Below are 22,814 nucleotides of genomic sequence, written 5' to 3' on the forward strand. Positions count from 1 at the left end.
AGAAGCACCAGCGATCGTGATACTGCCGCCGCCAACCATACAACTGTTACAGGTACTGTTGATAATGTCCAAGGATACATTAGGAGTCGCGGTTGAAGAGGTACACTCCCCAGGTTCCGTCACGCCGACCTGTACGCTGTTGCTACGGCAACCGTTAGCGCTGATTACAGAAGCTAAAATGGTCTGCGCCGGGCCATTCTGATCATATAACGGAAGGCTGCTGCTCCATACCGCGCCATTGTCCGTTGAGTATTCCAGCGTGCCGCCCATACCGCTCACCGTGCCGATGGCTATACTGCCGCCACTGAGCGAGCAGTCCGTGCAGGTGCTATTGGTGATGGCTAGAGAGCCGGTCGGGGCTGCGGGGGTCATGCACTCACCAGGCTCCGTCACGCCGACCTGTACACTACCGCTGCGGCAACCGCTGACGCTAAGCACGGAAGCCAAAATCGTCTGCGCCGGACCGTCCTGATCGTATACCGGAAGGCTGCTGCTCCAAGTCGCGCCGTTGTCCGTTGAGTATTCGATGGTGCCGCCGGTGCCACTGACCGTTCCAATGGCGATGGTGCCGCCGGAGAGGTTACAGTCGGTACAGGTGCTGTTGGTGATTGCCATGGTGCCGGTGGGTGCAGGGATTTCCATTCCCATCTGAACGGTATGCGGCCCATCGCTGTCCGTACAGTCAATGTCGTTCATATCCCGTACATACACCGTGTAGGTGCCTGGTGCCAGTGCGGTAAATACACCGGTAGTATTGCTGAAGTCACTGTTGTCAATGCTGTAACGAATGTCGGAATTACCGCCGTCACAAGAGCCTCAGGTGGCCGTTGCAGTGAGGGTGCCGTCGTTGGCCCCGGGACAACCTTCATCAGCGACTACTACGTTGTTAATAGAGATGTCGCAGCAAGTATTCAGCGGATCCTCAACCGTTATATTGACGGTACAAGGCGTCTCATTACCATTGCCATCTTTAAAGGAAAAAGTCGCCGGGAAAGTCCCGTAATCTTCACAGGTATACTGTACTTTAGAGGGGCTACCTACACCAATAATGGTAGGAAATGGTTTGCAATTATCAGTAAAGGAAGTAAGGATATTACTAGTAACAAAAAGAACGCTTAGGTTAAAAACCCCACTGGCATCCAAGGAAACAGTGACGTCTTGACAAGTAACACCTGTTGGGGCCATGTTATCCTGTACCTCTACATTGGCTGTGCAGGATGCCATATTGCTGTTGCTAGCCGTCACGGTCAGGGTTACGGTATTGTTGCCGATATTGGCGCAGTCGAAGCTATTCGGGCTCACCGAAAGCGAACTGATTCCACAGTTAGAGCTGCTGCCATTGTTAATCTCGGAAGCCGCCAGGCTGTAGTTACCGCTGCCATCAAGGGCAACAGTGACGCTTTGACAAATGGCAGTTGGCGCTTCAGTATCATTGACGACGACATCGAAGGTACACTGGCCGGTATTGTCGGCCCCATCGGTAGCGGTAACAGTGACTTGAGTCGTACCTACGCTGAAGATAGAACCGGAAGCGGGGCTGGCGGAAGATGTAGCACCAGCACAATTGTCGGTTGGGCTGGGAATGACGAAATTGACTATAGCGCCGCATTGCCCGGCATCATTGTTTTGGGTAATATTCGACGGGCAGTTTGCAGTAGGGTTTTCGGTATCATTGACGGTGACAATGGTTGCACATTGAGCGGTATTGCTTTCATCATCAGTAGCCGTAAACGTCACCGTTGAAATACCTACGTTGAATATGCCACTGGCGTCCGCTCCGCCACTGCCAGAAGTGGCTCCCATTATGGTGTGTGTGATAGACGGTGAAGTTGTGCAATCATCGGTGGCTGTAGCAATTAGGCCACTGACGCTGGCTGAACATAGCCCAGCAAGATTGGATGTGACTACATTGCTTGGGCAGACGATGTCGGGGTTTTCGGTGTCGGTGCAGGCGTTGCCCAAAAAGTTTTGAGTGCCCGAACCCGTGACGCTAAAGTCAGGGCTTGCCGGACAATCTAAAACATCGAAGAATAAACCATCGTAGTTTCCAATTCCATCGTCAGGTGGATTAGGAAAGGATTGATAGTTGCTAAAGCAAATCAATTGACTATTATTGGTATCGAAGAATTCCCAGCGCATAAGTGTATTGTTCCATTGAGCTAGCACATCTACCGTACTGTCTTCATAACGATGTCTTCCCGTGGCATCTGTATCAAGATAAGAAAGTGAAGCCGTAATACCACAGTTTTCTTGAGCAATAAAGCTAATAGTATTACCAGGTTGAGCAAGGAGAGAAGGTGCTGACAGTATCAGGAAAACTAAGAGAAATAAGGGGCAGAGCAGTTTTTTTTCACCTGAAAGCAACAATGTGTTGTCTTTGGTAAATAGGTTGATCATTGGGTTGGTGTAATGGTTATTCACAAGGGTGGGTTTGTTATCCAAGCTTAGTTGAATAGATTAAACTAATCCGTACCCTAACGGTAGAGTACGATTAACGAATACAGAATAAAGTCTTCGGGGGAGGGAAATCGATTCAAATACTCACACCACAAAGCTAGGGAATCTTAACTGAGATAATTAAGACAATATACTGGGGCAAATCTGCCATTTATGGATGATGTGGAGCATTTTTATATTGGTATACCTAGTGTGTTATTTTAAAAACTCAGAAGGTAGTTTACCATATCTAGCTCGAAACTGTCTAGAGAAATGTACTACGTCTTTAAGCCCTATAGCGTAAGCTGTTTCAGCTACGGTGTCGTATCGGCGTTCTTTCAGCAAATGAAATGCTTTCTCATACCTTAATTGCCGAAAGTATTGTTGGGGGAGCATGCCCGTTAATTTTTTGATTTTCCGGTTGAGTTGCCGGGGGCTGATATTCATAAGTGGGCCTAGTTGCTGCTGAGTGAAGTTAGATTCACTGATGTGTGTTTCAAAGCAGCTGTTTAAGCGCTTCAGCCATTCATTACTGTGATTTGGTACTGAGAGCATGGTGGATTTAGGTGTTGGGTTATGAACGGAAAATGGGTTGATGTTTGGACTTTTATATCCAAAGGTGGCTAGGAGCCTTTTCGATACATTGTATGGCGTTCTTCGGCAGGTGCCCTCAGCCACCCAAATTTCAGTTACAGCCATACAGTTAAATCGAGCTTCAAAGAGTGCGGTCTGCAAATCCGTGTAAGCATCCATCCAGGAAGTCCCATCATTGGCTCCAGAGGTAGCGTCAGCATCGACGTAATACCTATTATTGGTTGGACACTGTGCATGCAGCGCTTGTCCGGCTAGCAGCAAGGTAAAAAAGAAGAGTAGTATTTTGTTCATTATCTTAAGTTTCAGAGGTCTTTCCAGTAGCTTCACATTAGTGTTTGTAAGAGATTGAAATTTGTTCGTTCCTGATCAAGAATCTGGCTGAATATGCCTCGGCAAAATGAGGGCATTACCACACAGCTGATTCACCCACAAATCTAGCCCCACGCCCTCCGAAGTTGTTATTCAATTCGTTGCAAAGATTGGTCAATTCGTTGCATCGGAGATTTTTTCATGATGCAACGAATCGGTAAAAAATTTTATACCTATCTGACTATCAGTATTTTATTGGTTGCATAAAGAATTAAGGCTAAAAAGGGGCTACAGGCGAGCGGTTGCGTTCCGGTTTTGAGAATACCGGTACAGCGTAGAGGAAAACAAACCGTAAAAAGCGGGCTTTTGGGGTGACGGGAGTAGCCGAAAAATAAGCCTAACCTGTGCTACTCCACCACCACTTCCCGGCTCCACTTCTCCCAATCTTCCAGGTAGTAATCCAGCAACGCAGGCTGGTCCAGGCGGTTGGGCTCCAGGCCGGAAGGGCGGGCGGAATCGTCGGGGAAATGAAGCATGGCCTCCACGACCTCCCCGTCCAGATAGCGCACGGGCAGCTTGGTGCTGAAGGGCGTAATAGCAATCGGCTGTGGACCGGCCAGCACAAAGCCCCAGTCACCAAAGGAAGGTACGTAAGTATGATAAGGCAGTACGTGCCGGAAGCCGGTCGCCCGCAGGGTCTCCACGATGCACCAGAAGGCATCGCGGGTGTGAAAGGGGCTGGTGGCCTGCGTGGCTAACACCCCATTTGCCGTAAGGCGGTTACGGGCCATGCCAAAAAACCAGGTGCTGTAAAGGCGGGCCACGGCTTCATTGGAGGGGTCAGGCAAATCTACCAGGATGAGATCGTAGTAGTTTTCGGTTTCTGCCAGGAACTGACTGGCGTCCTGGGCTATGGTCTGCACCTTTGGATGGTCCAGCACGCCTTCGTTAAGGTCTCTGATGTAGGGTTGCTCCCGACCGAGGCGGAAGACGGCCGGGTCGAGATCGACAATGGTCACCTGTTTTATGCCAGGATGCTTGAGCACCTCCCGCGCCAGCAGCCCTTCTCCCCCGCCCAGAATGAGAACCTGCTCCTGATAAGGGGCTGCTTCCAGTGGGATGATGCCCAGGGCCTCATGGTAGCGATACTCGTCGGCGGAGGAAAATTGGATGACCCGGTTGATGTAAAGGCGGACGTCCGACCGGTTTTTGGTCACCGTCAGCTGTTGGTAGGGCGTGCGCTCACTGTACACGATGCGGTGCGGGTAGGAACGGCTGTCCCAATCTTCCAGAAGCGGTTGTGCCTGGTAAAGCAGGATGCCGAAAACCAGGCTGATGCCTGAGGTAACGCCAAACACCCCTCGGACCAGTGAGCGGGGCAACCGGCCCGCAAAATAGAGCAATATAAAAACACCCAGACTTACGTTGACCAGCCCAAAAAAAACTGAACTCCGAAATAGCCCGAAAAACGGCAGCAGCAGAAACGGAAACAGCAGCGTCGCCAGCAAAGCTCCGAAGTAATCCAGTGACATCACATTGGCCAGGTTCTCCCGCAGCGGGTAGTACTTTTTCATAATCCGCGCCAGCAGGGGAATTTCAAAGCCGGTGAGCACCCCGATGACTACAGTTAATCCCACCACCAGCCCCTGATAGGCCTCCGGTGAAACCCGGGTGAAGAAAAAATACAGCAGCGGCACGCTCGCCCCGCCTACCAGCCCCAGCAGGCCCTCCACGCCGATAAACCAGGCAGCCAGGCGCTCCTCCGGAAACCATTGGCTCAGGTAGGAACCCAATCCCATGGCAGCCATATAAAACCCGATGGTGAGCGAAAACTGGGTGATGCTGTCGCCCAAAAAGTAAGAGGAAGTGGTGCTAATCAGCAGTTCGTAAATGATAGAACACAGCCCAGCGATGAAAATCGCAATGCCCAGGACGGTTTTCTCAGCACGTTTTTTTTGGAAGGTCATGGAGTTTTACCTAATTTTACAATGTCGATTATAAGGCGCAAAGATAGAAGCTCTGTACTAATCATCAACACACATTTTCAACTTCCTAAACTGCATACTATGATTAAGTTACGTCCTGACCTTTGCTATGCCATAGCCCTGGCTTTCGTACTGTCCGCATGCGGTGGTGCCCAACGGGTTGACCAGGATGCGGGTATTATCACCACCGTAAGAGAAGTAAGTGAGGGCGAGTTCAAAATCGAAGACGAGCAAATGGTGGAAAACAAAAGTGCCAGCGCCATCATCGCCAAATACGCCGACAATACCACCGACACCATCCCGCTCAGCGAGATGCAGCAGATGATGAACGATAGCACCATGGCGCAGGCTGCTCAGGATACCACGCACCACCGGCACCGCCACTACCGCCGGCACAGCTCCATGTTCAGCATCGTCTCCTGGGGCATGATGGGCTATATGCTGGGCAGAAACCGGAGCAGTTTTCGCCCGCGCCCCAGTGCCTATGTTAACCAATCCACCTACCAAAGAGTCAGTAACACCACCGGAACGCGCTTTCGGAATGCAACTTCCAGAAGTACCTCTTCCCGCCCCTCAAAAGGGAAGTCAGGGTACGGAGGATCGCGCTCAACCCGTTCGTCCGGTGGATAATCGCTTTTTCTAACACCTTTATAATTTTAACTAAAACCACAGTCTACATGAAAATCAAATGGATTATTTATGGCGCGATTGCGCTTGTCGTAATCGGCGTCAACCTATGCAGCAGCGATGAGCCGGAAACCGTTACAGAAGAGGTAGCCATCCCCACCGAAGGCCTGATCACTACTGTTAAGGAAGTACAGACCGATCAGTTTAGGATTGAGGACGAGGAAGTCGTCGCCAATACCGAAGACAGCCGAATCATTGCCAAGTACATGGACAGCACCATTGACACCTTCACCCTGGATGAAGCGCAACTGGTCAAGGACACTACAACGACTGCCTACCGCCGTCAAAGCTCAGTAATGCGCATGGCTTCCTTCGGCCTGATGGGCTACCTTATGGGCCGCAGTATGGGCTCCTTCCGTCCAAACAGCTCTGCCTACGTAGACCAGAGCACTTATAACCGGGTCTCGAACGGTGCCGGACAGCGCATGCAGCAGACCGCACGTAAGACAACAGTGACCCGCCCCGCCAAAGGGAAGTCAGGTTATGGATCAGGATCAACCCGCTCCTATGGTGGATAATCGCCTGACCGAAATAGGCCGGCTCAGCCCGAAGCAGCTCCGCAAACGAGGCCTGGAATGGTTTATCGAAGGAGATAACCATGACTACTTCGCCCCGGAGCTGCTCCGGTTAGCCGATAACGAGATCGCTGCTTTCAGTCAGCCAGCCGGTGAACTCTACGAGCGCCTGCTCCTTGCTGCCCGAAAAGCCGGAGAACAGGAAATGTGGAAAGCGGCGGGCATACCGCCCAACGCAGTTGAGGCCGTGGACTATTCCCTCCGGCGGGAATGGGGCAATCATTTGGTCGGCCGTTTTGACTTCGCAGGCGGGCTGGACGGCGTGCCACTGAAAATGCTGGAGTTCAACGGGGACACCCTCTCGCTCATGCCCGAAACCCTGAGTGTGCAGCCTTTGATGCTGGATATGCTGCCGCGGCGCGAACGTAAAAATGCACGGCAGTGGAATCACCTGCGTACCGGACTCGTAAAGGGGCTGCAGAAAATCCTGCAGCGCTATCCCAACCGGCCCGCTAATCTGCTGCTCATCGGGCTGGGCCACGAAGAAGACTGGCTCAACCTGGATGTCATTGAAATGGCGGCGAAACAGGCGGGCTTCGAGGAGGTCCACCGCGCACCGATGGAGGAGGTTATTTTCTCAGAGGAGGAGGGCATCTTCCTGGAAGTGGAGCACGAGGAATACCTCCGCTACGATTTCGTATTCAAAATGGCACCCTGGGAGTTCATTGCCTACGAAGAACCGGAGCTGATGGGCCTGCTGACGCAAATCATTAAGCGCGACCTGTGCGTCATCCTCAATCCGGCTTACAGTATGCTGCTGCAGTCTAAAGCCCTGCTGCCATTACTGGGGGAATTGGGCGGCTTGCACCCGGCTATGCTGAAAGCCACTCGTAGCGCGACAGATTTTCCCAATCAGCGTTATGCGGAAAAGCCCATCTACGGCCGGACCGGAGACAACTTACGCCTGTTTGACGGCACCTCGCAGCCGGTTGCCGAGAATGACGGCGATTACGGGCATCTGCCCCGCATCTACCAAGAGCTCGCCCCCTTTAATGTGGACAGTGATGGCGACCGTTATCAGCCCAGCGTTTACATTGCCGGGGGAGAAGCCTGTGCGCTTTGTTTCCGGCGGCAGGATGGTCTCATCGTTGATGATGACGCTGAATTTGTCGGCCATTACGTAACAACCTGATTGAATGACGTTTGCAAACTATTTTACCTTATGACACGGCCGATCCAAAGACCTGCGGCTCAAGCTTTAGGCCGGCATGTACTGCTGGAGCTCTATCAATGCCCGGTGGAGCTCCTCAAAGCGGGGAATGAGCTGGAAGGCTTCCTGAAAGCCGCTGCGGAACGTATGGGGGCTACGGTGGTCACTTCCAATTTCCATCAATTCTCGCCCTATGGCATTTCCGGGGTCGTCATTATTCAGGAGAGCCATCTGACGCTCCACACCTGGCCGGAGCACCAGTACGCTGCCGTTGACATTTTTACCTGCGGGGAGATTGACCTGCAGGCAGGTATTGAACACCTCATTCAGGTTTTCCAGGCAGAAACGGCTGACTGGAAGCTTTACGAACGGGGAAAAGGGTTGTAAGACTGTGTTGGGATTTCACCCTTTGGGCTGCATTTGCCAAATTTCATCCTGCACTTCGTTGCTCTCCCGCCTGCCATAGTCTTGTACGGCGGGCAGGTCAGTCGCTTAGCTCAGGCTATGCTTCTTCATCGCGCCTTGTTCAGAATAAAATTTGACTACATTCGCTCCAAAAGCGAATTCCCAACACAGTCTGAATCAATACCCCTCCCACTCTACCTTGCGCCCACGCTTGCTGTTTTTCAGAATATCCGGTACAGCCTCCAAAATGGCTTTTTGCAGCAGGTCAACCAGCCGGCGTTTCATAAAACTGCGCCGCAGAACGATACTGACTTCCCGCACCGGTTGAGGATTGCGGAAGGTACGGACGTGCTTGTTGTACAGCTCTTCGGAAAGCTCCAGGGTGGCCAGTTCCGGCAGCAAGGTGTAGCCATATTGCCGCTCCACAATACGGCGGAGGGTCTCCAGGCTGCCACTTTCAAAACGCAACCCCCGCTGCGTATGCTGTTCCTGCTGATCGCTGCAGATGTTAACGACCTGAGAGCGAAAACAGTGCCCTTCCTGCAGCAACCACATGTCCTCCAGGTTGAGGTCCTCGAAATCAATTCGGTCCTTGTCCGTTAGCGGATGGGAGGTGGACATGTACACCACAAAGGTCTCATAAAACAGCGGGATTTCCGTGAAGCCATCGGAGCGGATGGGCGTTACGAGCAGCCCGACATCGAGTTGGTCGGCCTTGAGACGGTCCATGATTTCGTGCGACAGCAACTCCTGAATGTGGAGCTGCACATCGGGATAAGCCTGCATAAAATGGGGCAGGAACATTGGCAGCAGATAAGGGCCCAGGGTCGGGATAACGCCCACCCTTAGCTCGCCTTTCACCATTTCCTGTTCCTCCCGGATCAGCTCCGGTATGCGGCTCGTTTCGCGGATGATGGTCCGGGCCTGACTAACGATGCGCTGCCCGATATCCGTAGTCAAAATGGGCTTCTTGGAACGGTCGAAAAGCAGCACGCCGAGGTCTTCCTCTAGCTTCTTCACCTGCATGCTGAGGGTTGGCTGCGTCACCCGGCAGGATTTGGCTGCTTTTGCAAAGCTCTTTTCATTGTCTACAGCAATGATGTATTCTAATTGGGTCAGTGTCATGGTCTAAGGTTTCTTCCGCCCGGTAATCCGGACACCTCCGAGGTTACCGCCTGCAAACAGGTCCGCAATGGTTTGATAGAAGGACAGCCGGTCTTCAAAAAGGGCCTCCCCATAGAACGTACGGTGAGCGTTCTCATTGACTTTAAAATCATCAAACCGTTTTTTGGTCCATTCCCGCCAAAGGGTATCCATTTCTACGACTTCTAAATCTGTAAATCCAGCCTGCTCTAATGCTTGAAGGTACACCTCCGTGTTACTGACCGATTGAGCGCTCACCGTTTCCTTTAGCTGCCGGGCTTCCCTGGTACTCAGGGGATTACGGAGCACAAAATCCTCAATAAAAAACCGCCCGCCGGATTTTAGGGCTTTGTGGCAATGTGCCAGTACTTTGGCCCGGTCTGGCACGTGCAGGAAAACCAATAGGGAAATGAAGTGGTCGAATACAGCTTCCCAATCGTAATTCAGCAGATCGCCTGCCCGGAATTCCACCCGGTCGGAAAGCCCCGCCCGTTGGGTCAGCTCCGTGGACAAACGGCACAGCTCCGGTTGTAATTCCACGCCAAGGACACGGCAGCCGCTGCAATCAGCCAGCACCCGGGCCGTCCCTCCTACTCCGCTGCCGACATCGTAGACATAGTCGCTGTCTTCCAAACTCAATGCTTCGGCCACTTCATAACAGGCTTCAGCTCCGAGGTAATGGTACTGATCCAGGTGCCCGAGCCCGAGCAGATCGCTTAACTGAAGCGGGCCATCTGCCAGGCCTTTCTCCTCCAGCTTTTTGTAGACACTGTCCACCCGCCAGTTGTACATCACAGAGGACAGGCTTTCTTCCTCAAAGGTTACGAATGGGGCGCAAAGCTGACGGGGTGAGACCGGGTCTTCGATAATACCCAAGGCCTGCAGGTCGCCCTGTACCTTATCCAGTTCCGAGGCGGCAATCGCCGGGGCGCAGCTCCAGGTGGTCTGCCCGTACCAGTCGGCTACATCTTCGGGCTGCAATTTGAAGTGATCGCTAATGAACCTCAGTTTTTCCGTCCGGTCCGTATGATCCAGTCGCTGCCGGATATCATGCATAAGCTCCAGCAATTCGGGCTGATACTGTTCAACAATCTCCTCCCGGGCCACGAGTACAAAGCAGGGCCAGGGCGTTACGCATACGCCCGGGCGGCGCCATTCTCCGCTGTCCACAGTAGGCTTGGTGGTGTATTTTTCCCACATGAAGGCATCAATGCGGCCCTCCTGCATGGCTTGGCGGGCCCCTTCAAAATTACCGACTACCTCAAACTGCAGGGCGCTCGTGTCCCAGCCCAACTGCCGGGCATTAACATAAGCCATTAGATGTGAACCGGAAGTGTAACGGCTGATCCCAAAGACTTTTCCCTCCAGGTCATCCACCGACTGATAAGGGCTGCCGGCCGCTACGTGTATGCCCCAGGTCAGTGGGCTGGACACGTAAGTGCCAATGATTTGGCTGGGATTGCCTTTATGCAGGTCAGCAACCGCCCCTTCAGTCAGCAGGAGCGCAATATCCAATGTGCCATTCCGCAGCCCTTCGCACATGGCACCGGTGCCGCCGGGCTGTACCACCCACTCAAATTTAGGATGATCTTCTCCCGCCATATACCACGGGTAATTGAAATGCTCCGGTACACCGCCTACTCTAAAACGTACTGCTGACATTAAACTGCTTTTTAATCGTTTGAATACTTAACTAATAGGAAATCGCTTTCAAAGTTTAAGCTTCGTCTGGTAAGCTGTAAATTTTGGGTCTTTATCTTTATCAGTAAGGTTACAGGTAAAGATAGGATGGACCCCCTAAGAAAGTAATAAATATCACATTCCTAAAACGCACCCATGAAGCAGTTGGAACAAACCTGGCGATGGTTTGGTGATCAGGACCCGGTAAGCCTTTCGCATATCCGCCAGGCCGGAGCGACCGGTATTGTTAGTGCACTGCACCACATCCCAATTGGGGAAGTGTGGCCGGTGGAAGCCATTCAGGCGCACCAGGCGAAGATTGAAGCCGCCGGGCTGACCTGGTCGGTTGTGGAAAGCGTACCCGTGCATGACGAGATCAAGCGTAAGACGGGCGAATGGGAACGCTATACCGAACACTACCAACAGACCCTGCGCAACCTGGGGGCCTGTGGTATTCCGGTGGTGACCTACAACTTTATGCCGGTGCTGGACTGGACCCGTACCGATTTGCATTACAAAGTAGCCGATGGATCCCATGCCCTGCGGTACGATGCGACTGCACTGGCGGCTTTTGACCTTTTCATCCTGGAGCGGCCCAAAGCAGTGCAGCATTACGATAGTAAACAGCTGCAGCGCGCCAGAGGCTACTTCGGGCAAATGAAAGCTGCCGAAAAAGCGGAGCTGATCAACACCCTCATTGCCGGGCTGCCAGGGACGGATCAAGGCTATGACCTCGCAGCCCTACGCCGTAAGGTTGCCCTGTATCAGGATATTGGGCCAGAGGAATACCGGCAAAACCTGATTGACTTCCTGAGCGCCATTACCCCAACGGCAGCTGAGGCGGGCGTTTTTCTGGCCATCCATCCTGATGACCCGCCCTTCCCCATACTGGGCCTGCCCCGTATTGTGAGCACAGCGGAGGATGCAGCGGCAATTCTGGCGGGCGTAGACCACCCCAACAACGGGCTTTGCTTCTGTACCGGTTCTTACGGTGCCCGGGCAGATAATGACCTCCCGGCTATGATTGAGCAGTTTGGCGAACGCATCTACTTTTTCCACCTCCGGAATGTACGGAGAGAACAGGACGGCAGTTTCTACGAAGATGACCATCTTGCAGGAAGTACCAATATGTACGAAGTGATGAAGAAAATTGTCCGGCTGCAGCAAAGCCGGGAGCGCTCCATTCCGATGCGCCCGGACCACGGACATCAGATGCTGGACGACCTTGGGAAAAAGGTCAACCCCGGCTATTCTGCCATCGGGCGGCTCAGGGGCCTGGCAGAACTCCGGGGGCTGGAGTACGGATTATTGCAAACTTTAAACCATTAGCGCAGATGCCATCAACCATTACGCAACAGCAAATCAAGCCTTTTCTCAACGACGATTTCCTCCTGGAAAACCCGGTGGCCTGTGCGTTGTACCATGACTACGCCAAGGTACAACCCATCATCGACTACCATAACCACCTGCCACCGGATGCCATCGCTAAAGATGCACAGTTTGCCAATATCACCAAGGTTTGGCTGGACGGCGACCACTACAAATGGCGGGCCATGCGAACCCTCGGCGTGGATGAGCGCTTTGTCACCGGTGATGCGCCAGACCGGGAGAAGTTCCGGGCCTGGGCAAAAACCGTGCCTTACACCATGCGCAACCCCCTCTACCACTGGACCCACCTGGAGTTGAGGCGCTACTTTGGGGTAACCAAGCTGCTCCATCCGGATGTGGCAGATGAAGTTTACGATACCACCACTGAGCAATTGCAGCAGGCTTCCTACAGCGCCCGTGGACTGCTCAGGCAGCAGAACGTAGAGCTGGTCTGCACTACGGATGACCCCGTGGACGACCTGGCTTACCACAAGCAAATGGCAGATGCTGATACTGATTTACGCATGCTGCCGGCCTTCCGCCCCGATAAGGCCATCCTAATTGAAAAAACAACCTTTAACGACTATATAGACCAACTGGAAATGGTGGCGGGTACGGGTCTTCAGACCCTGGACCAGCTGCTGTCGGCACTCGAAGCGCGCATTGCGTATTTCCACGACCGGGGCTGCCGGCTGGCTGATCATGGGCTGGAGTGCGTGGATGCAGTAGAATGGACGATGGCAGAAGCCCGGCAGGCTTTTGCGGACAAGCGTGCCGGCAGGGAGTTGTCTGCGGAGGCTTGCGCCAAATACCGTACGGCCGTACTGACCGAACTAGGCAAGCTCTACCATCAGAAAGGATGGGCCTGGCAATTGCACCTGGGCGCCCTGCGCAACAACAGCTCCCGGATGCTGCAACAACTGGGGCCGGACACGGGCTTCGACAGCATGGGCGACTGGAAGCAGGCACAGGGGCTATCCCGCCTGTTCGATACCCTGGACCGCGATGATCAGTTGCCCCGGACCATTCTTTATAACCTCAATCCGGCGGATAATGAAATCTTTGCCACCATGGCGGGGAACTTCAACGACGGCAGCGTGCGCGGAAAGATGCAGTTTGGCTCGGGTTGGTGGTTCCTCGATCAGAAAGACGGCATGGAAAAGCAGATGAATGCACTGTCCAACCTTGGTCTGCTCAGCTGCTTCATCGGCATGCTCACAGATAGCCGCAGCTTCTTGTCCTTCCCCCGCCACGAATACTTCCGGCGCATCCTCTGCAACCTGATTGGCAGGGATGTTCACAACGGACAATTGCCCAATGATATCGAGTGGCTGGGTAAAATCGTAGCGGACATCTGCTACCACAATGCAAAAAACTACTTTAAATTCTAAAGCTGTTCAATCAAATGAAAAAGATCATCACTTTTGGTGAAATCATGTTACGCCTAACGCCGCCCGGCCACCGGCGCTTGTCCCAGGCCAGTTCCTTTGAAGTGATCTACGGCGGTGGAGAGTCGAATGTGGCCGTTTCTCTGGCCAATTACGGGCTCCCAACTGAGTTTGTCACCCGCCTGCCGGACAATGATATTGGCGAGTGCGCCCTAATGGAAATGCGTAAACGCAACGTGGGCACGCAGCATGTTGCCCGCGGTGGTGAACGGCTGGGCATTTACTTTCTGGAAATCGGTGCGGTGGCCCGAGGCAGCAAGGTGGTCTACGACCGGGCTCACTCCGGTATGGCTTCCATTGAGAAGGGTATGATCGACTGGGAGACCGTCTTCAAAGATGCGCAGTGGTTCCACTGGACCGGCATCACCCCTGCCATCTCTCAGGGCGCTGCCGATGCCTGCCTGGAAGCAGTACAAGCAGCCAATCGAATGGGCATTACGGTTTCAACAGACCTCAACTACCGCAAAAACCTTTGGCAATATGGGAAAAAACCTGCCAAGGTCATGCCCGACCTGGTGGCAGGCTGTGATGTCATCCTGGGCAACGAGGAAGATGCCGAAAAACACTTTGGAATCGAGCCCGAAGGCGTAGATGTCACTAAAGGAGATACCATTGATGCACAGGCATATACCTCGGTTTGCCAGCAGCTGATGGAGCGTTTCCCAAGGTGCAAAAAAGCGATTATTACCCTGCGGGGCTCTATTAGCGCCTCCCACAATACCTGGTCCGGTGTGCTGTACGATGGGAAAACCCTCTTCGAAGCGCCGACTTACCAAATTACCGACATCGTGGACCGCGTAGGTGGTGGCGACAGCTTTATGGGTGGGTTGATTTACGGGCTGCTGACTTATCCAGACGATGATCAGCGGGCGCTGGACTTCGCGGTAGCCGCCTCCTGCCTGAAGCATACCATTTATGGAGACGCTAACCTCGTTACGGTAGCCGAGGTTGAAAAACTAATGCAGGGAGATGCCTCCGGGCGGGTGAGCCGCTAAAACAGTACCGAAACTAAAAGAATTTTGTTTCATAAACTACTTTGGTCATTTGGTTGCGCCCCGTGCGCGACCAAATGGTTTAATAAGTGACGGAGAAAAATAAACCTTTTATGGCCAAATATTCAAGAATAGAAGTCGCGGTAACGATGGCGGAAACCGGCCTCGTCCCCCTGTTTTACCACAGTGATACCGAGTTGTGCAAAAAGGTGCTCAAAGCCTGCTATGATGGCGGTGCCCGCATACTGGAATTCACCAACCGGGGGGACTTCGCTCACGAGGTATTTCAGGAACTCAATAAATATGCCCTGAAGGAATTACCGGGCATGATGCTGGGCGTAGGCTCGGTGACGGACGCCGGCACCGCCAGCCTGTACCTACAGCTGGGCGCAAACTTTGTCGTCACACCAGTACTGCGGGAAGATATTGCCATCGTTTGCAACCGGCGGAAGGTCCTCTGGTCGCCCGGCTGCGGCAGCCTAACCGAAATTGCCAAGGCAGAAGAACTGGGGGCAGAGATTGTAAAGGTCTTCCCGGGAAGCACCCTCGGGCCGGGCTTTGTGAAAGCCATCAAAGGCCCCTGCCCCTGGACCAGCATCATGCCTACCGGCGGCGTTTCACCCGATCCGGACAACCTCAAATCCTGGTTTGATGCCGGGGTGACCTGCGTGGGCATGGGCTCCAAGCTGATTACCAAGTCAGTGCTCAAACGCGGGGACTTTGACCAGCTGACCGCCGATGTCAGGGCCACCCTCGACACGATTCAGGAAGTAAAGCCGAAGCAGACATGAAGTCATCCCTCCAATTAATACTACTCCCGGTTGCGTTCCTTTTGTTTAGTGGCTGTAGCCAGCAAGATGCTGTGACCGCTATCAAACTGGCGCACGGATTGGATATTTCCCATCCTGTACACAAGGGCATGGTCTATTTTGCCGGGCAGGTGGAGGAGCGGTCCAACGGGCAAATGCGCATCGACATTTATCCCAGTGGCCAACTAGGCTCCGAGCGGCAATGCCTGGAGTTGCTGCAGATTGGCAGCCTGGGCATGACGAAGGTATCGGCTGCTGTTTTGGAGAATTTTGCGCCCCGGATGAAGGTGCTCGGCCTGCCTTATCTGTTCCGGGACGATGAACATGCCTGGGCGGTCTTAAACGGGCCTATCGGCAAAGACCTCCTGCTGGAAGCCCAGAACTACTGGCTCCGGGGTGTTTGTTTTTATGACGCCGGCAGCCGGAGTTTCTATACCAAGGACCGCCCCATTAATTCGCCGGAAGACCTCGCCGGCCTGAAGGTCCGCGTGATGAACAGTCAGACCGCCATGCAAATGGTCAAGGCACTGGGCGGCGCCCCCACCCCAATTTCCTTTGGGGAATTGTATACCGCACTACAGCAGGGCGTAGTGGACGGAGCGGAGAATAACCCGCCCAGCTTTTTCACTTCCCGCCACTATGAGGTCTGCAAGTACTACTCCATCGATGAGCACAGCACCGTCCCCGATGTGATGCTGATCGGCACCAATACCTGGGAGCGCCTGACCGCACAGGAACAAACCTGGCTGCAGGAAGCAGCAGATGCTTCGGTCGGCTACCAGCGGGAAGTTTGGGCAGCATCCGAACAGGAAGCCCTGGATGCAGTAAAAGCCGCGGGTGTGCAAATCAACTACCCCGATAAGTCTCCCTTTGCAGCACGCGTGGAAGACATCTACGAGCGCTACAAGGATGACCCCGAAATTTACGAACTGATTCAGCAAATTCAAGCCGTACAGTAATGCGAAACAACATCAATAAGTATGTAGGCTATTTCCTGGCCTTTCTCATGGCTGTCATGACCGTAGATGTGCTTTGGGGGGTCTTCACCCGATACATTATGGGCTCGCAAAGCCCCTGGACAGAGGAGTTGGCGCGGTTTCTGCTGATCTGGATTGGTTTGCTGGGTGCAGCCTATGTAGCCGGGCAAAATCAGCACCTTGCTATTGACATCCTGCCGGAACGACTGGAAGGCGCCGCTAAACAACGGCTGCAGTGGGCCATCCGCCTGCTGATCGCAGGTTTTTCGGCCACAGTGCTAGTGGCTGGCGGTGCCCGCCTGGTCTACATCACCTACAAGCTCGGGCAATATTCTGCTGCTCTGCAGGTGCCGCTTTCGGTGGTCTACAGCGTCGTCCCTGTCAGCGGGCTGCTCATTATCTATTACAAACTTGCTGAGCGCGGTGCCCCAACCGAAGCTCAGGCCTAAATACACCCTATGGAAGTCCTTATTCTGGTCTTGTCCTTTCTGATTTTACTGGGCATTGGAGTTCCCATTGCCTGGAGTATTGGTATTTCCAGCCTGTTTACCATGCTGGTCAGCATACCGGCTATGCCAGCTTTCACGACTGTGGCCCAGCGCATGGCCACGGGGCTCGACAGCTTTGCGCTGCTGGCTATTCCGTTTTTCATCCTGGCCGGTCAGCTGATGAACCGGGGCGGAATTGCCCGAAGGCTGATTGATTTTGCCAAGACCCTGGTGGGCTCCCTGCCCGGGGGGCTGGCACATGTGAATATCATTGCCGCTATGCTCTTTGGGGCGATCTCCGGCTCGGCTGTAGCTGCGGCCTCTGCCATTGGTGGCTTTATGGGCAAGCGTATGGAGGACGAGGGTTATGACAAATCTTTTGGTGCAGCTGTTAACATCACTTCGGCAACCACGGGCATGACCATCCCGCCCAGTAATATCCTGATTGTTTATTCCCTGGCCAGCGGTGGGGCTTCGATTGCGGCCCTGTTTCTGGCAGGATACCTGCCGGGAATCCTCACCGGTCTGTTCCTGATGATTGTCGCTGGGGTCTGGTCCAAACGGAAAGGCTACCCCGTGGGCGAGCGCAGTCAACTGCGGGAAGTTGCCAGGGCTTTTCTGGATGCCCTGCCCAGTTTATTGCTGCTGATTATCGTGATCGGCGGGATTGTGGCAGGTATTTTTACAGCCACAGAGGCCTCCGCTGTAGCCGTGTTGTACTGCCTTGTCCTGGGCTTCTGGTACCAAGAGTTTAAGATCCGTGACATGCCAGGTATTTTACTGCACGCGGTCAGTACCACAGCTATTGTGATGCTGCTCATTGGTACGTCCATGAGCATGTCCTGGATTATGGCATTTGAGAATATCCCTCAGCAGATTACCGCACTGCTGCTATCGGTGAGCGACAGCCCGGTGGTGATCCTTCTGATTATCAATTTGATCCTGCTGTTTGTGGGGGTGTTTATGGACATGACGCCAGCAGTGCTCATCTTCACGCCCATTTTTCTGCCGGTGGTACAGGAAATGGGTATGGATCCGGTCCACTTCGGGATCATCATGGTACTGAACCTCTCCATTGGGCTGTGTACGCCTCCGGTGGGATCGGTATTGTTTGTGGGCGTCGGTGTAGCCGGCACAAGCATTCAGAAAGTCGTCAAGCCACTGCTGCCGCTATTTATTGCCATGATTGTTGCCCTGCTCATTGTCACCTATGTACCGGGGCTGTCCTTGTGGCTGCCGGGAGTATTTGGCTACTAAAAAAACCAGCAATGCACGACCCATTTCTGATTATACATCCGAAAGATAATGTAGGCGTTGCCCTGCGTGATCTTGCTGAAGCACAACAACTGGATACGCCCCGGGGTGTGGTAAAGCTGGCAGAACCCATTGCCGCCAAGCACAAATTCACCCTGCAGCCACTATCAGCCGCCGAAGCGGTATATATGTACGGTGTACTTGTAGGGAAGGCTACCCGGGATATTCCTGCGGGTGGGAAAATCACAACGGAAAACCTGGTGCACGCTGCCGAAGCATTCACCATGGCGGAACGATCAGCCGATTGGGAAAAACCAGACATTTCCCGCTTTGAGGGGCGGACCTTCCGGGGATTCCACCGGGAAGACGGACGGGTCGGCACCCGTAATTTCTGGCTGGTCATTCCGCTGGTCTTTTGTGAAAACCGAAACATACAGGTCATACGGGAAGCTATGACGGCAGAACTGGGCTACGTAACGGAGCGTCAGTTTGCCGTAGACACCCGCCGCCTCGTGGAAGCCTACCGGTCGGGAGCAGATGAAGCCGCCCTCTTGCAGGAAGAAATCATCCGGGAAGGGGCTGCTCTGAAGGAAGACCGGGTGTTTCCGCAAGTGGATGGCATAAAGTTTTTGACCCATCAGGCAGGCTGTGGGGGCACAAGGGAAGATGCAACAGCACTCTGCCAGTTGCTGGCTGGCTATATTGCCCATCCCAATGTAGCAGGCGCAACCGTGCTCAGTTTGGGCTGTCAGCATGCACAGGCCGCGCACCTCCGGGAAGCCCTGCAACGTATAGCGCCCAAATACAGCCGTCCACTCTTCATCTTGGAGCAACAGCAAAGTCAATCCGAACGGCACTTCATAGCCGAAGTCGTTAAGCAGACCTTCGTGGGCCTGATTCAGGCTGATAAGGCGCAACGGGAGCCTGCACCGTTAAGTAAACTCACCCTTGGGTTGGAATGCGGCGGCTCGGACGGCTTCTCTGGTATTTCTGCCAATCCGGCGCTGGGCCACGCTACGGATATCCTGGTGGCCATGGGCGGCACCGCTATTCTATCTGAATTTCCGGAACTGAACGGCGTGGAACAGGAACTGTTGAACCGCTGCCGGGATGAGCAAACCGCGCAGAAGTTTTACGACCTTATGCAGACCTACGCCCGCCGGGCAGCGGAAGTGGGGTCCGGTTTTGATATGAACCCCTCACCGGGCAATATCCGGGACGGATTGATTACAGACGCGATCAAGTCCGCCGGGGCTGCGAAGAAAGGAGGCTCCTCACCGGTCACCGCTGTGCTCGACTACACCGAGCAGGCCTTCACGCCTGGGCTAAACCTACTTTGTACACCTGGTAATGATGTGGAAAGCACGACCGGCCTGGCCGGCTCCGGAGCGAATATCATTGTATTTACCACCGGGCTGGGCACCCCCACCGGCAACCCCGTAGCGCCCACCCTCAAAATGTCTACAAATACGGCACTGGCCAGGCGAATGCCTGACCTGATCGATATCGATGCGGGCACCATCATCACCGGTGAAGACAACCTGGTGTCAAAAGGCGAAGCCCTGCTGGAGCTCATCATCGAGGTAGCCAACGGGGAAACAGACCCGAAAGCCATGCAGCTGCAACAGGACGACTTTATCCCCTGGAAGCGGGGCGTTTCATTGTAAATTTCTCTAGTAGCCCAGGATTTTCAGCATAGCTTCCGGGCTTTGCTCCGCCTGATAGAGCTCGTCCACGAGATTCCCCTGATCGTCCTTGTACACCAAAATATGCTTGGGCGAAGGGATCAGGCAATGCTTGATGCCACCGTACCCGCTGATCGAATCCTGATAGGCGCCGGTGTGGAAGAAGCCCAGGTAAAGCGGCTCCTCATCGGTGGAAGGGAAGGCCGGCAGGTAAACCTGGCTTTCATGCACCTCAGAGTTGTAGTAGTCGGAATTGTCGCAGCTCAGCCCTCCGATGTTTACCCGTCGGTAGTCGTTGTACCATTTATTGATGGGCAGGAGGATGAACCGCTCGCTGATGCCCCAGGTATCGGGCAATGTGGTCATAAGGGAATTGTCGATCATGTACCACATCTCGGAATCGTTCTGTAGCTTTTGGCCGAGGACAGAGAAGATGGTCGCGCCGCTCTCCCCTACCGTGTACTTGCCAAATTCGGTGAAAATATCCGGCTCCGGAATTTCCTCTTCCTCACAGGCCTGCGAAATGAGGCCTACGATTTCCTTGACCATGTATTTGTAGTCGAACTCAAAGCCCAGAGAATTGCGGATAGGCATTCCCCCACCGATATTGATGGCCTTAAGGTCCTGACTGTTGCGCTTCAGCTCGCAGTACAATTTGATGGCTTTCTTCAGTTCGCCCCAGTAGTAGAGGGAGTCCTTGATACCCGTGTCCACAAAAAAGTGGAGCATTTTGAGCTGGAACTTATCGTTGTTCTTAACACGCTCCTCAAAAAAGCGCAGGACATCCGCGTGCCGGATGCCGAGGCGGGAGGTATAAAACTCAAAGTTGGGCTCCTCTTCTGTAGCCACGCGCAAGCCAATTTTGCAGACTCCTTTCACGTGCTGCTCGTAGAAGTCCAGCTCCGCCATATTATCGCAGACCGGAATGACATTCTCAAAGCCATCGTTGATAAGGGCAGCGATGCGCTCGAGATAGCCCCGGGTTTTAAAGCCGTTGCAAACGATAATGGTTTCCTTCTGCAGCCGGCCCCGCTTGTGCAGGCGGCGGATGAGGTCAATATCGAATGCCGAGGAGGTTTCTATCTCCACGCCATGCCGCAACACCTCATTGAGCACATGGCTGAAGTGGCTGCTTTTGGTGCAGTAGCAGTAGTGGTACTTGCCACGGTAGCCCATTGCCTTCATAGCCCGGGTAAACATATTCCGGGCTTTTTTGATCTGCGAACCAATTTTGGGCAGATACGTCAGCTTAAGGGGAGTGCCGTATTTCTGAATGAGGTAACGAAGCGGGACCCCGTTGAACAACAGGTTGCCATCTTCCAGATCAAAGCCCTCCTGCGGGAAGTAGAAGGTCTGATCGATGAGGTCAAAGTATCGGTTGGTTGCAGCCAATGCTTCTGGTTTAATGATAATTGGACAAAAAACAGCGCAAAATTAGTCGACTTACGCCAATATGGAAGCGCGAAAGCCTATTAATTGTTTTCAAAGCCAAACTAATATTCGGAGATTGGGCAGGGCGCTCCGGAAAGTTGCCCGAAAAATAATACTTTTGGGCAAAATCAGACGATATGGACCACCCAGATGCACTTCGGCAAGTTGCTGCCTTCCACCGTACTTTTAAGCACCCCATAGAGCCGGCGCCCACCATTCCGGATGAAACCCGCTGCAAGCTCCGGGTCAGTCTGCTGGCAGAAGAAGTAAAGGAGCTGGAGCAGGCTATTGCCGACCGCGATCTTACGGAAATCGCCGATGCGCTTTGTGACATTCAGTACGTGCTTTCGGGAGCCATCCTGGAATTTGGGCTGGCGGATAAGTTCAAAGCCCTGTTTGAGGAGGTGCAGCGTTCAAATATGAGCAAGGCCTGCAGCACCCGGGAGGAAGCGGAGCAGACGATGGCCTACTATAAAACCGAGCGTGGCTTCGACAGCTATGTCGTGGAGGAGGACGGGCGCTTTCTGGTCTACCGGAAGGAAGACAACAAGACCCTGAAGTCCGTTGCCTACTCTCCTGCCGACCTGCAAGCGATACTAAAACCTTAAACTTTGTCTACCCAGCTCAGCAGGTCCTTCATATCAAAAGGCTTAGTCAGGTAAGCGACTGCCCCGAGGGTTTGCCCTCTGGCGACATCCGCTTTCTGAGCCGCTGCAGACAGGAAGATAAAGGGAATGTCTTTAAGCGCCTTGTCCTGATTGGCGCGTTCTTTAATTTCGAATCCGTTCAGTAACGGCATTTTCACATCGCAGATGACGAGGTCCGGCTGTTCCGCCTGCAGGAAAGCCCAGCCCTCCTGCCCGTTGGTTGCCACTACTACATCATGACCGCTTAGTTCCAGGTACTCGGTAAGGTTTTCCCGGATCGTAGGCGTGTCTTCTACCAGCAATATTTTCTTCATTGAACTCCTTTGTGGCCAAGTTGAAAAATGGAAGTGCCCCCCTGTAGCTAATGCTCACTGGGGCTGGCTAAAACGCTTAAAAAAAGGCGTCGAAGTTCTGCTCGTGTTGGATTGGTTTTGCCGTCAAAAAAGACCTTGCCGTTCACAATAATGGCAGGTATGGAACTGACGCCTGAGGCCAGGATCGTCTCTACGTCCATCACCTGTTCTATCGGAGCAGTCAGGTCCAGCTCCCGGACAACGTCTTCCAGCTGCCGGAAAAGCTGCCGGTGGCGACTATTGCCCAAGCCTAGTACTAATATCTTATTCATGCTCCTTCGGTTTTTAATCTGGCAGCAAGGTGCACAAAAAGGCCGTACGGTACTTATGACATAAGTCAGGTAGGTATTTGAATTATATCAGCCTGCCCCCTTCGGCAAGCTTGATTCCGGACACTG

21 protein-coding genes and 1 pseudogene are annotated in these 22,814 nt (G+C 53.5%); 13 read left to right on the forward strand and 9 right to left on the reverse strand.

Features of this window, described 5'->3' with window-relative positions:
- The 4 genes and pseudogenes from MRY86_RS19960 to MRY86_RS19975 all read right to left on the reverse strand — a co-directional run.
- A pseudogene (locus MRY86_RS19960) lies at positions 1-696 on the reverse strand (hypothetical protein); the annotation flags it as partial.
- Positions 697-816: 120 nt separating this feature from the next.
- Entirely contained in the window at positions 817-2,421 is a 1,605-nt protein-coding gene (locus tag MRY86_RS19965) for an HYR domain-containing protein (protein WP_293571836.1), read from the reverse strand.
- Between the two features lie 231 nt (positions 2,422-2,652).
- Positions 2,653-3,321: a helix-turn-helix domain-containing protein gene (locus MRY86_RS19970; protein WP_293571837.1), complete on the reverse strand. Its 669-nt coding sequence runs from the start codon at positions 3,319-3,321 to the stop codon at positions 2,653-2,655.
- Positions 3,322-3,746: 425 nt separating this feature from the next.
- Complete coding sequence (locus MRY86_RS19975) at positions 3,747-5,306, reverse strand: polyamine aminopropyltransferase (protein ID WP_293571838.1); 1,560 nt, start codon at positions 5,304-5,306, stop codon at positions 3,747-3,749.
- A 99-nt stretch (positions 5,307-5,405) separates the two neighbouring features.
- Here MRY86_RS19975 and MRY86_RS19980 point away from each other — a divergent pair, with 99 nt between their 5' ends.
- From MRY86_RS19980 to speD, 4 genes are read left to right on the forward strand one after another with little or no spacing between them, the layout of a single operon-like run.
- The gene (locus MRY86_RS19980; RefSeq protein WP_293571840.1) at positions 5,406-5,954 is read left to right on the forward strand and encodes a hypothetical protein; all 549 of its coding nucleotides are present in this window, start codon (positions 5,406-5,408) and stop codon (positions 5,952-5,954) included.
- A 47-nt stretch (positions 5,955-6,001) separates the two neighbouring features.
- Positions 6,002-6,529: a hypothetical protein gene (locus MRY86_RS19985; RefSeq protein WP_293571842.1), complete on the forward strand. Its 528-nt coding sequence runs from the start codon at positions 6,002-6,004 to the stop codon at positions 6,527-6,529.
- On the forward strand, positions 6,495-7,718 hold the full coding sequence (locus MRY86_RS19990; protein ID WP_293571844.1) for a glutathionylspermidine synthase family protein: 1,224 nt from the start codon (positions 6,495-6,497) through the stop codon (positions 7,716-7,718). The genes MRY86_RS19985 and MRY86_RS19990 overlap by 35 nt, the downstream gene beginning before the upstream one ends.
- A gap of 30 nt (positions 7,719-7,748) precedes the next feature.
- Complete coding sequence (gene speD, locus MRY86_RS19995) at positions 7,749-8,123, forward strand: adenosylmethionine decarboxylase (protein ID WP_293567769.1); 375 nt, start codon at positions 7,749-7,751, stop codon at positions 8,121-8,123.
- A gap of 195 nt (positions 8,124-8,318) precedes the next feature.
- On the opposite strand, the gene MRY86_RS20000 is transcribed toward speD, so the two are convergent.
- Both MRY86_RS20000 and MRY86_RS20005 read right to left on the reverse strand, forming a co-directional pair.
- Positions 8,319-9,266, reverse strand: coding sequence for a hydrogen peroxide-inducible genes activator (locus MRY86_RS20000; RefSeq protein WP_293567767.1), 948 nt, complete (start codon positions 9,264-9,266; stop codon positions 8,319-8,321).
- Positions 9,267-9,269: 3 nt separating this feature from the next.
- Positions 9,270-10,946 carry a methyltransferase domain-containing protein gene (locus tag MRY86_RS20005; RefSeq protein ID WP_293567765.1) on the reverse strand — a complete coding sequence of 559 codons (1,677 nt, stop codon included), beginning with the start codon at positions 10,944-10,946 and terminating at the stop codon, positions 9,270-9,272.
- Between the two features lie 174 nt (positions 10,947-11,120).
- On the opposite strand from MRY86_RS20005, the gene uxuA reads away from it, so the two are divergent.
- From uxuA to MRY86_RS20045, 8 genes are all read left to right on the forward strand, one after another.
- The gene (gene uxuA / locus MRY86_RS20010) at positions 11,121-12,293 is read left to right on the forward strand and encodes a mannonate dehydratase (protein WP_293567763.1); all 1,173 of its coding nucleotides are present in this window, start codon (positions 11,121-11,123) and stop codon (positions 12,291-12,293) included.
- A 5-nt stretch (positions 12,294-12,298) separates the two neighbouring features.
- Positions 12,299-13,723: a glucuronate isomerase gene (gene uxaC / locus MRY86_RS20015; RefSeq protein WP_293567761.1), complete on the forward strand. Its 1,425-nt coding sequence runs from the start codon at positions 12,299-12,301 to the stop codon at positions 13,721-13,723.
- A 14-nt stretch (positions 13,724-13,737) separates the two neighbouring features.
- Positions 13,738-14,775, forward strand: coding sequence for a sugar kinase (locus MRY86_RS20020; protein WP_293567759.1), 1,038 nt, complete (start codon positions 13,738-13,740; stop codon positions 14,773-14,775).
- Between the two features lie 110 nt (positions 14,776-14,885).
- On the forward strand, positions 14,886-15,563 hold the full coding sequence (locus MRY86_RS20025; RefSeq protein ID WP_293567757.1) for a bifunctional 4-hydroxy-2-oxoglutarate aldolase/2-dehydro-3-deoxy-phosphogluconate aldolase: 678 nt from the start codon (positions 14,886-14,888) through the stop codon (positions 15,561-15,563).
- Complete coding sequence (locus MRY86_RS20030) at positions 15,560-16,540, forward strand: TRAP transporter substrate-binding protein (protein ID WP_293567755.1); 981 nt, start codon at positions 15,560-15,562, stop codon at positions 16,538-16,540. The genes MRY86_RS20025 and MRY86_RS20030 overlap by 4 nt, the downstream gene beginning before the upstream one ends.
- Positions 16,540-17,007 carry a TRAP transporter small permease gene (locus tag MRY86_RS20035; protein ID WP_293567732.1) on the forward strand — a complete coding sequence of 156 codons (468 nt, stop codon included), beginning with the start codon at positions 16,540-16,542 and terminating at the stop codon, positions 17,005-17,007. The genes MRY86_RS20030 and MRY86_RS20035 overlap by 1 nt, the downstream gene beginning before the upstream one ends.
- On the forward strand, positions 17,008-18,303 hold the full coding sequence (locus MRY86_RS20040; protein ID WP_363325436.1) for a TRAP transporter large permease subunit: 1,296 nt from the start codon (positions 17,008-17,010) through the stop codon (positions 18,301-18,303). It abuts the gene before it with no gap.
- Positions 18,304-18,314: 11 nt separating this feature from the next.
- Positions 18,315-19,967 carry an altronate dehydratase family protein gene (locus MRY86_RS20045; RefSeq protein WP_293567729.1) on the forward strand — a complete coding sequence of 551 codons (1,653 nt, stop codon included), beginning with the start codon at positions 18,315-18,317 and terminating at the stop codon, positions 19,965-19,967.
- A 6-nt stretch (positions 19,968-19,973) separates the two neighbouring features.
- Here MRY86_RS20045 and MRY86_RS20050 read toward each other — a convergent pair whose 3' ends face one another.
- Positions 19,974-21,377, reverse strand: coding sequence for a decarboxylase (locus MRY86_RS20050; protein ID WP_044224288.1), 1,404 nt, complete (start codon positions 21,375-21,377; stop codon positions 19,974-19,976).
- Positions 21,378-21,553: 176 nt separating this feature from the next.
- Here MRY86_RS20050 and MRY86_RS20055 point away from each other — a divergent pair, with 176 nt between their 5' ends.
- Positions 21,554-22,024 carry a nucleoside triphosphate pyrophosphohydrolase family protein gene (locus MRY86_RS20055; protein ID WP_293567726.1) on the forward strand — a complete coding sequence of 157 codons (471 nt, stop codon included), beginning with the start codon at positions 21,554-21,556 and terminating at the stop codon, positions 22,022-22,024.
- On the opposite strand, the gene MRY86_RS20060 is transcribed toward MRY86_RS20055, so the two are convergent.
- Both MRY86_RS20060 and MRY86_RS20065 read right to left on the reverse strand, forming a co-directional pair.
- Positions 22,021-22,377: a response regulator gene (locus tag MRY86_RS20060; RefSeq protein ID WP_293567724.1), complete on the reverse strand. Its 357-nt coding sequence runs from the start codon at positions 22,375-22,377 to the stop codon at positions 22,021-22,023. The genes MRY86_RS20055 and MRY86_RS20060 overlap by 4 nt on opposite strands.
- A gap of 47 nt (positions 22,378-22,424) precedes the next feature.
- A complete protein-coding gene (locus tag MRY86_RS20065; protein WP_044224282.1) occupies positions 22,425-22,688 on the reverse strand; it encodes a thioredoxin family protein in 264 nt (87 codons plus the stop codon).
- Between the last annotated feature and the right edge of the window lie 126 nt (positions 22,689-22,814).

The sequence above is a fragment of the Phaeodactylibacter sp. genome (assembly GCF_022763345.1).
GTDB lineage: Bacteria > Bacteroidota > Bacteroidia > Chitinophagales > Saprospiraceae > Phaeodactylibacter.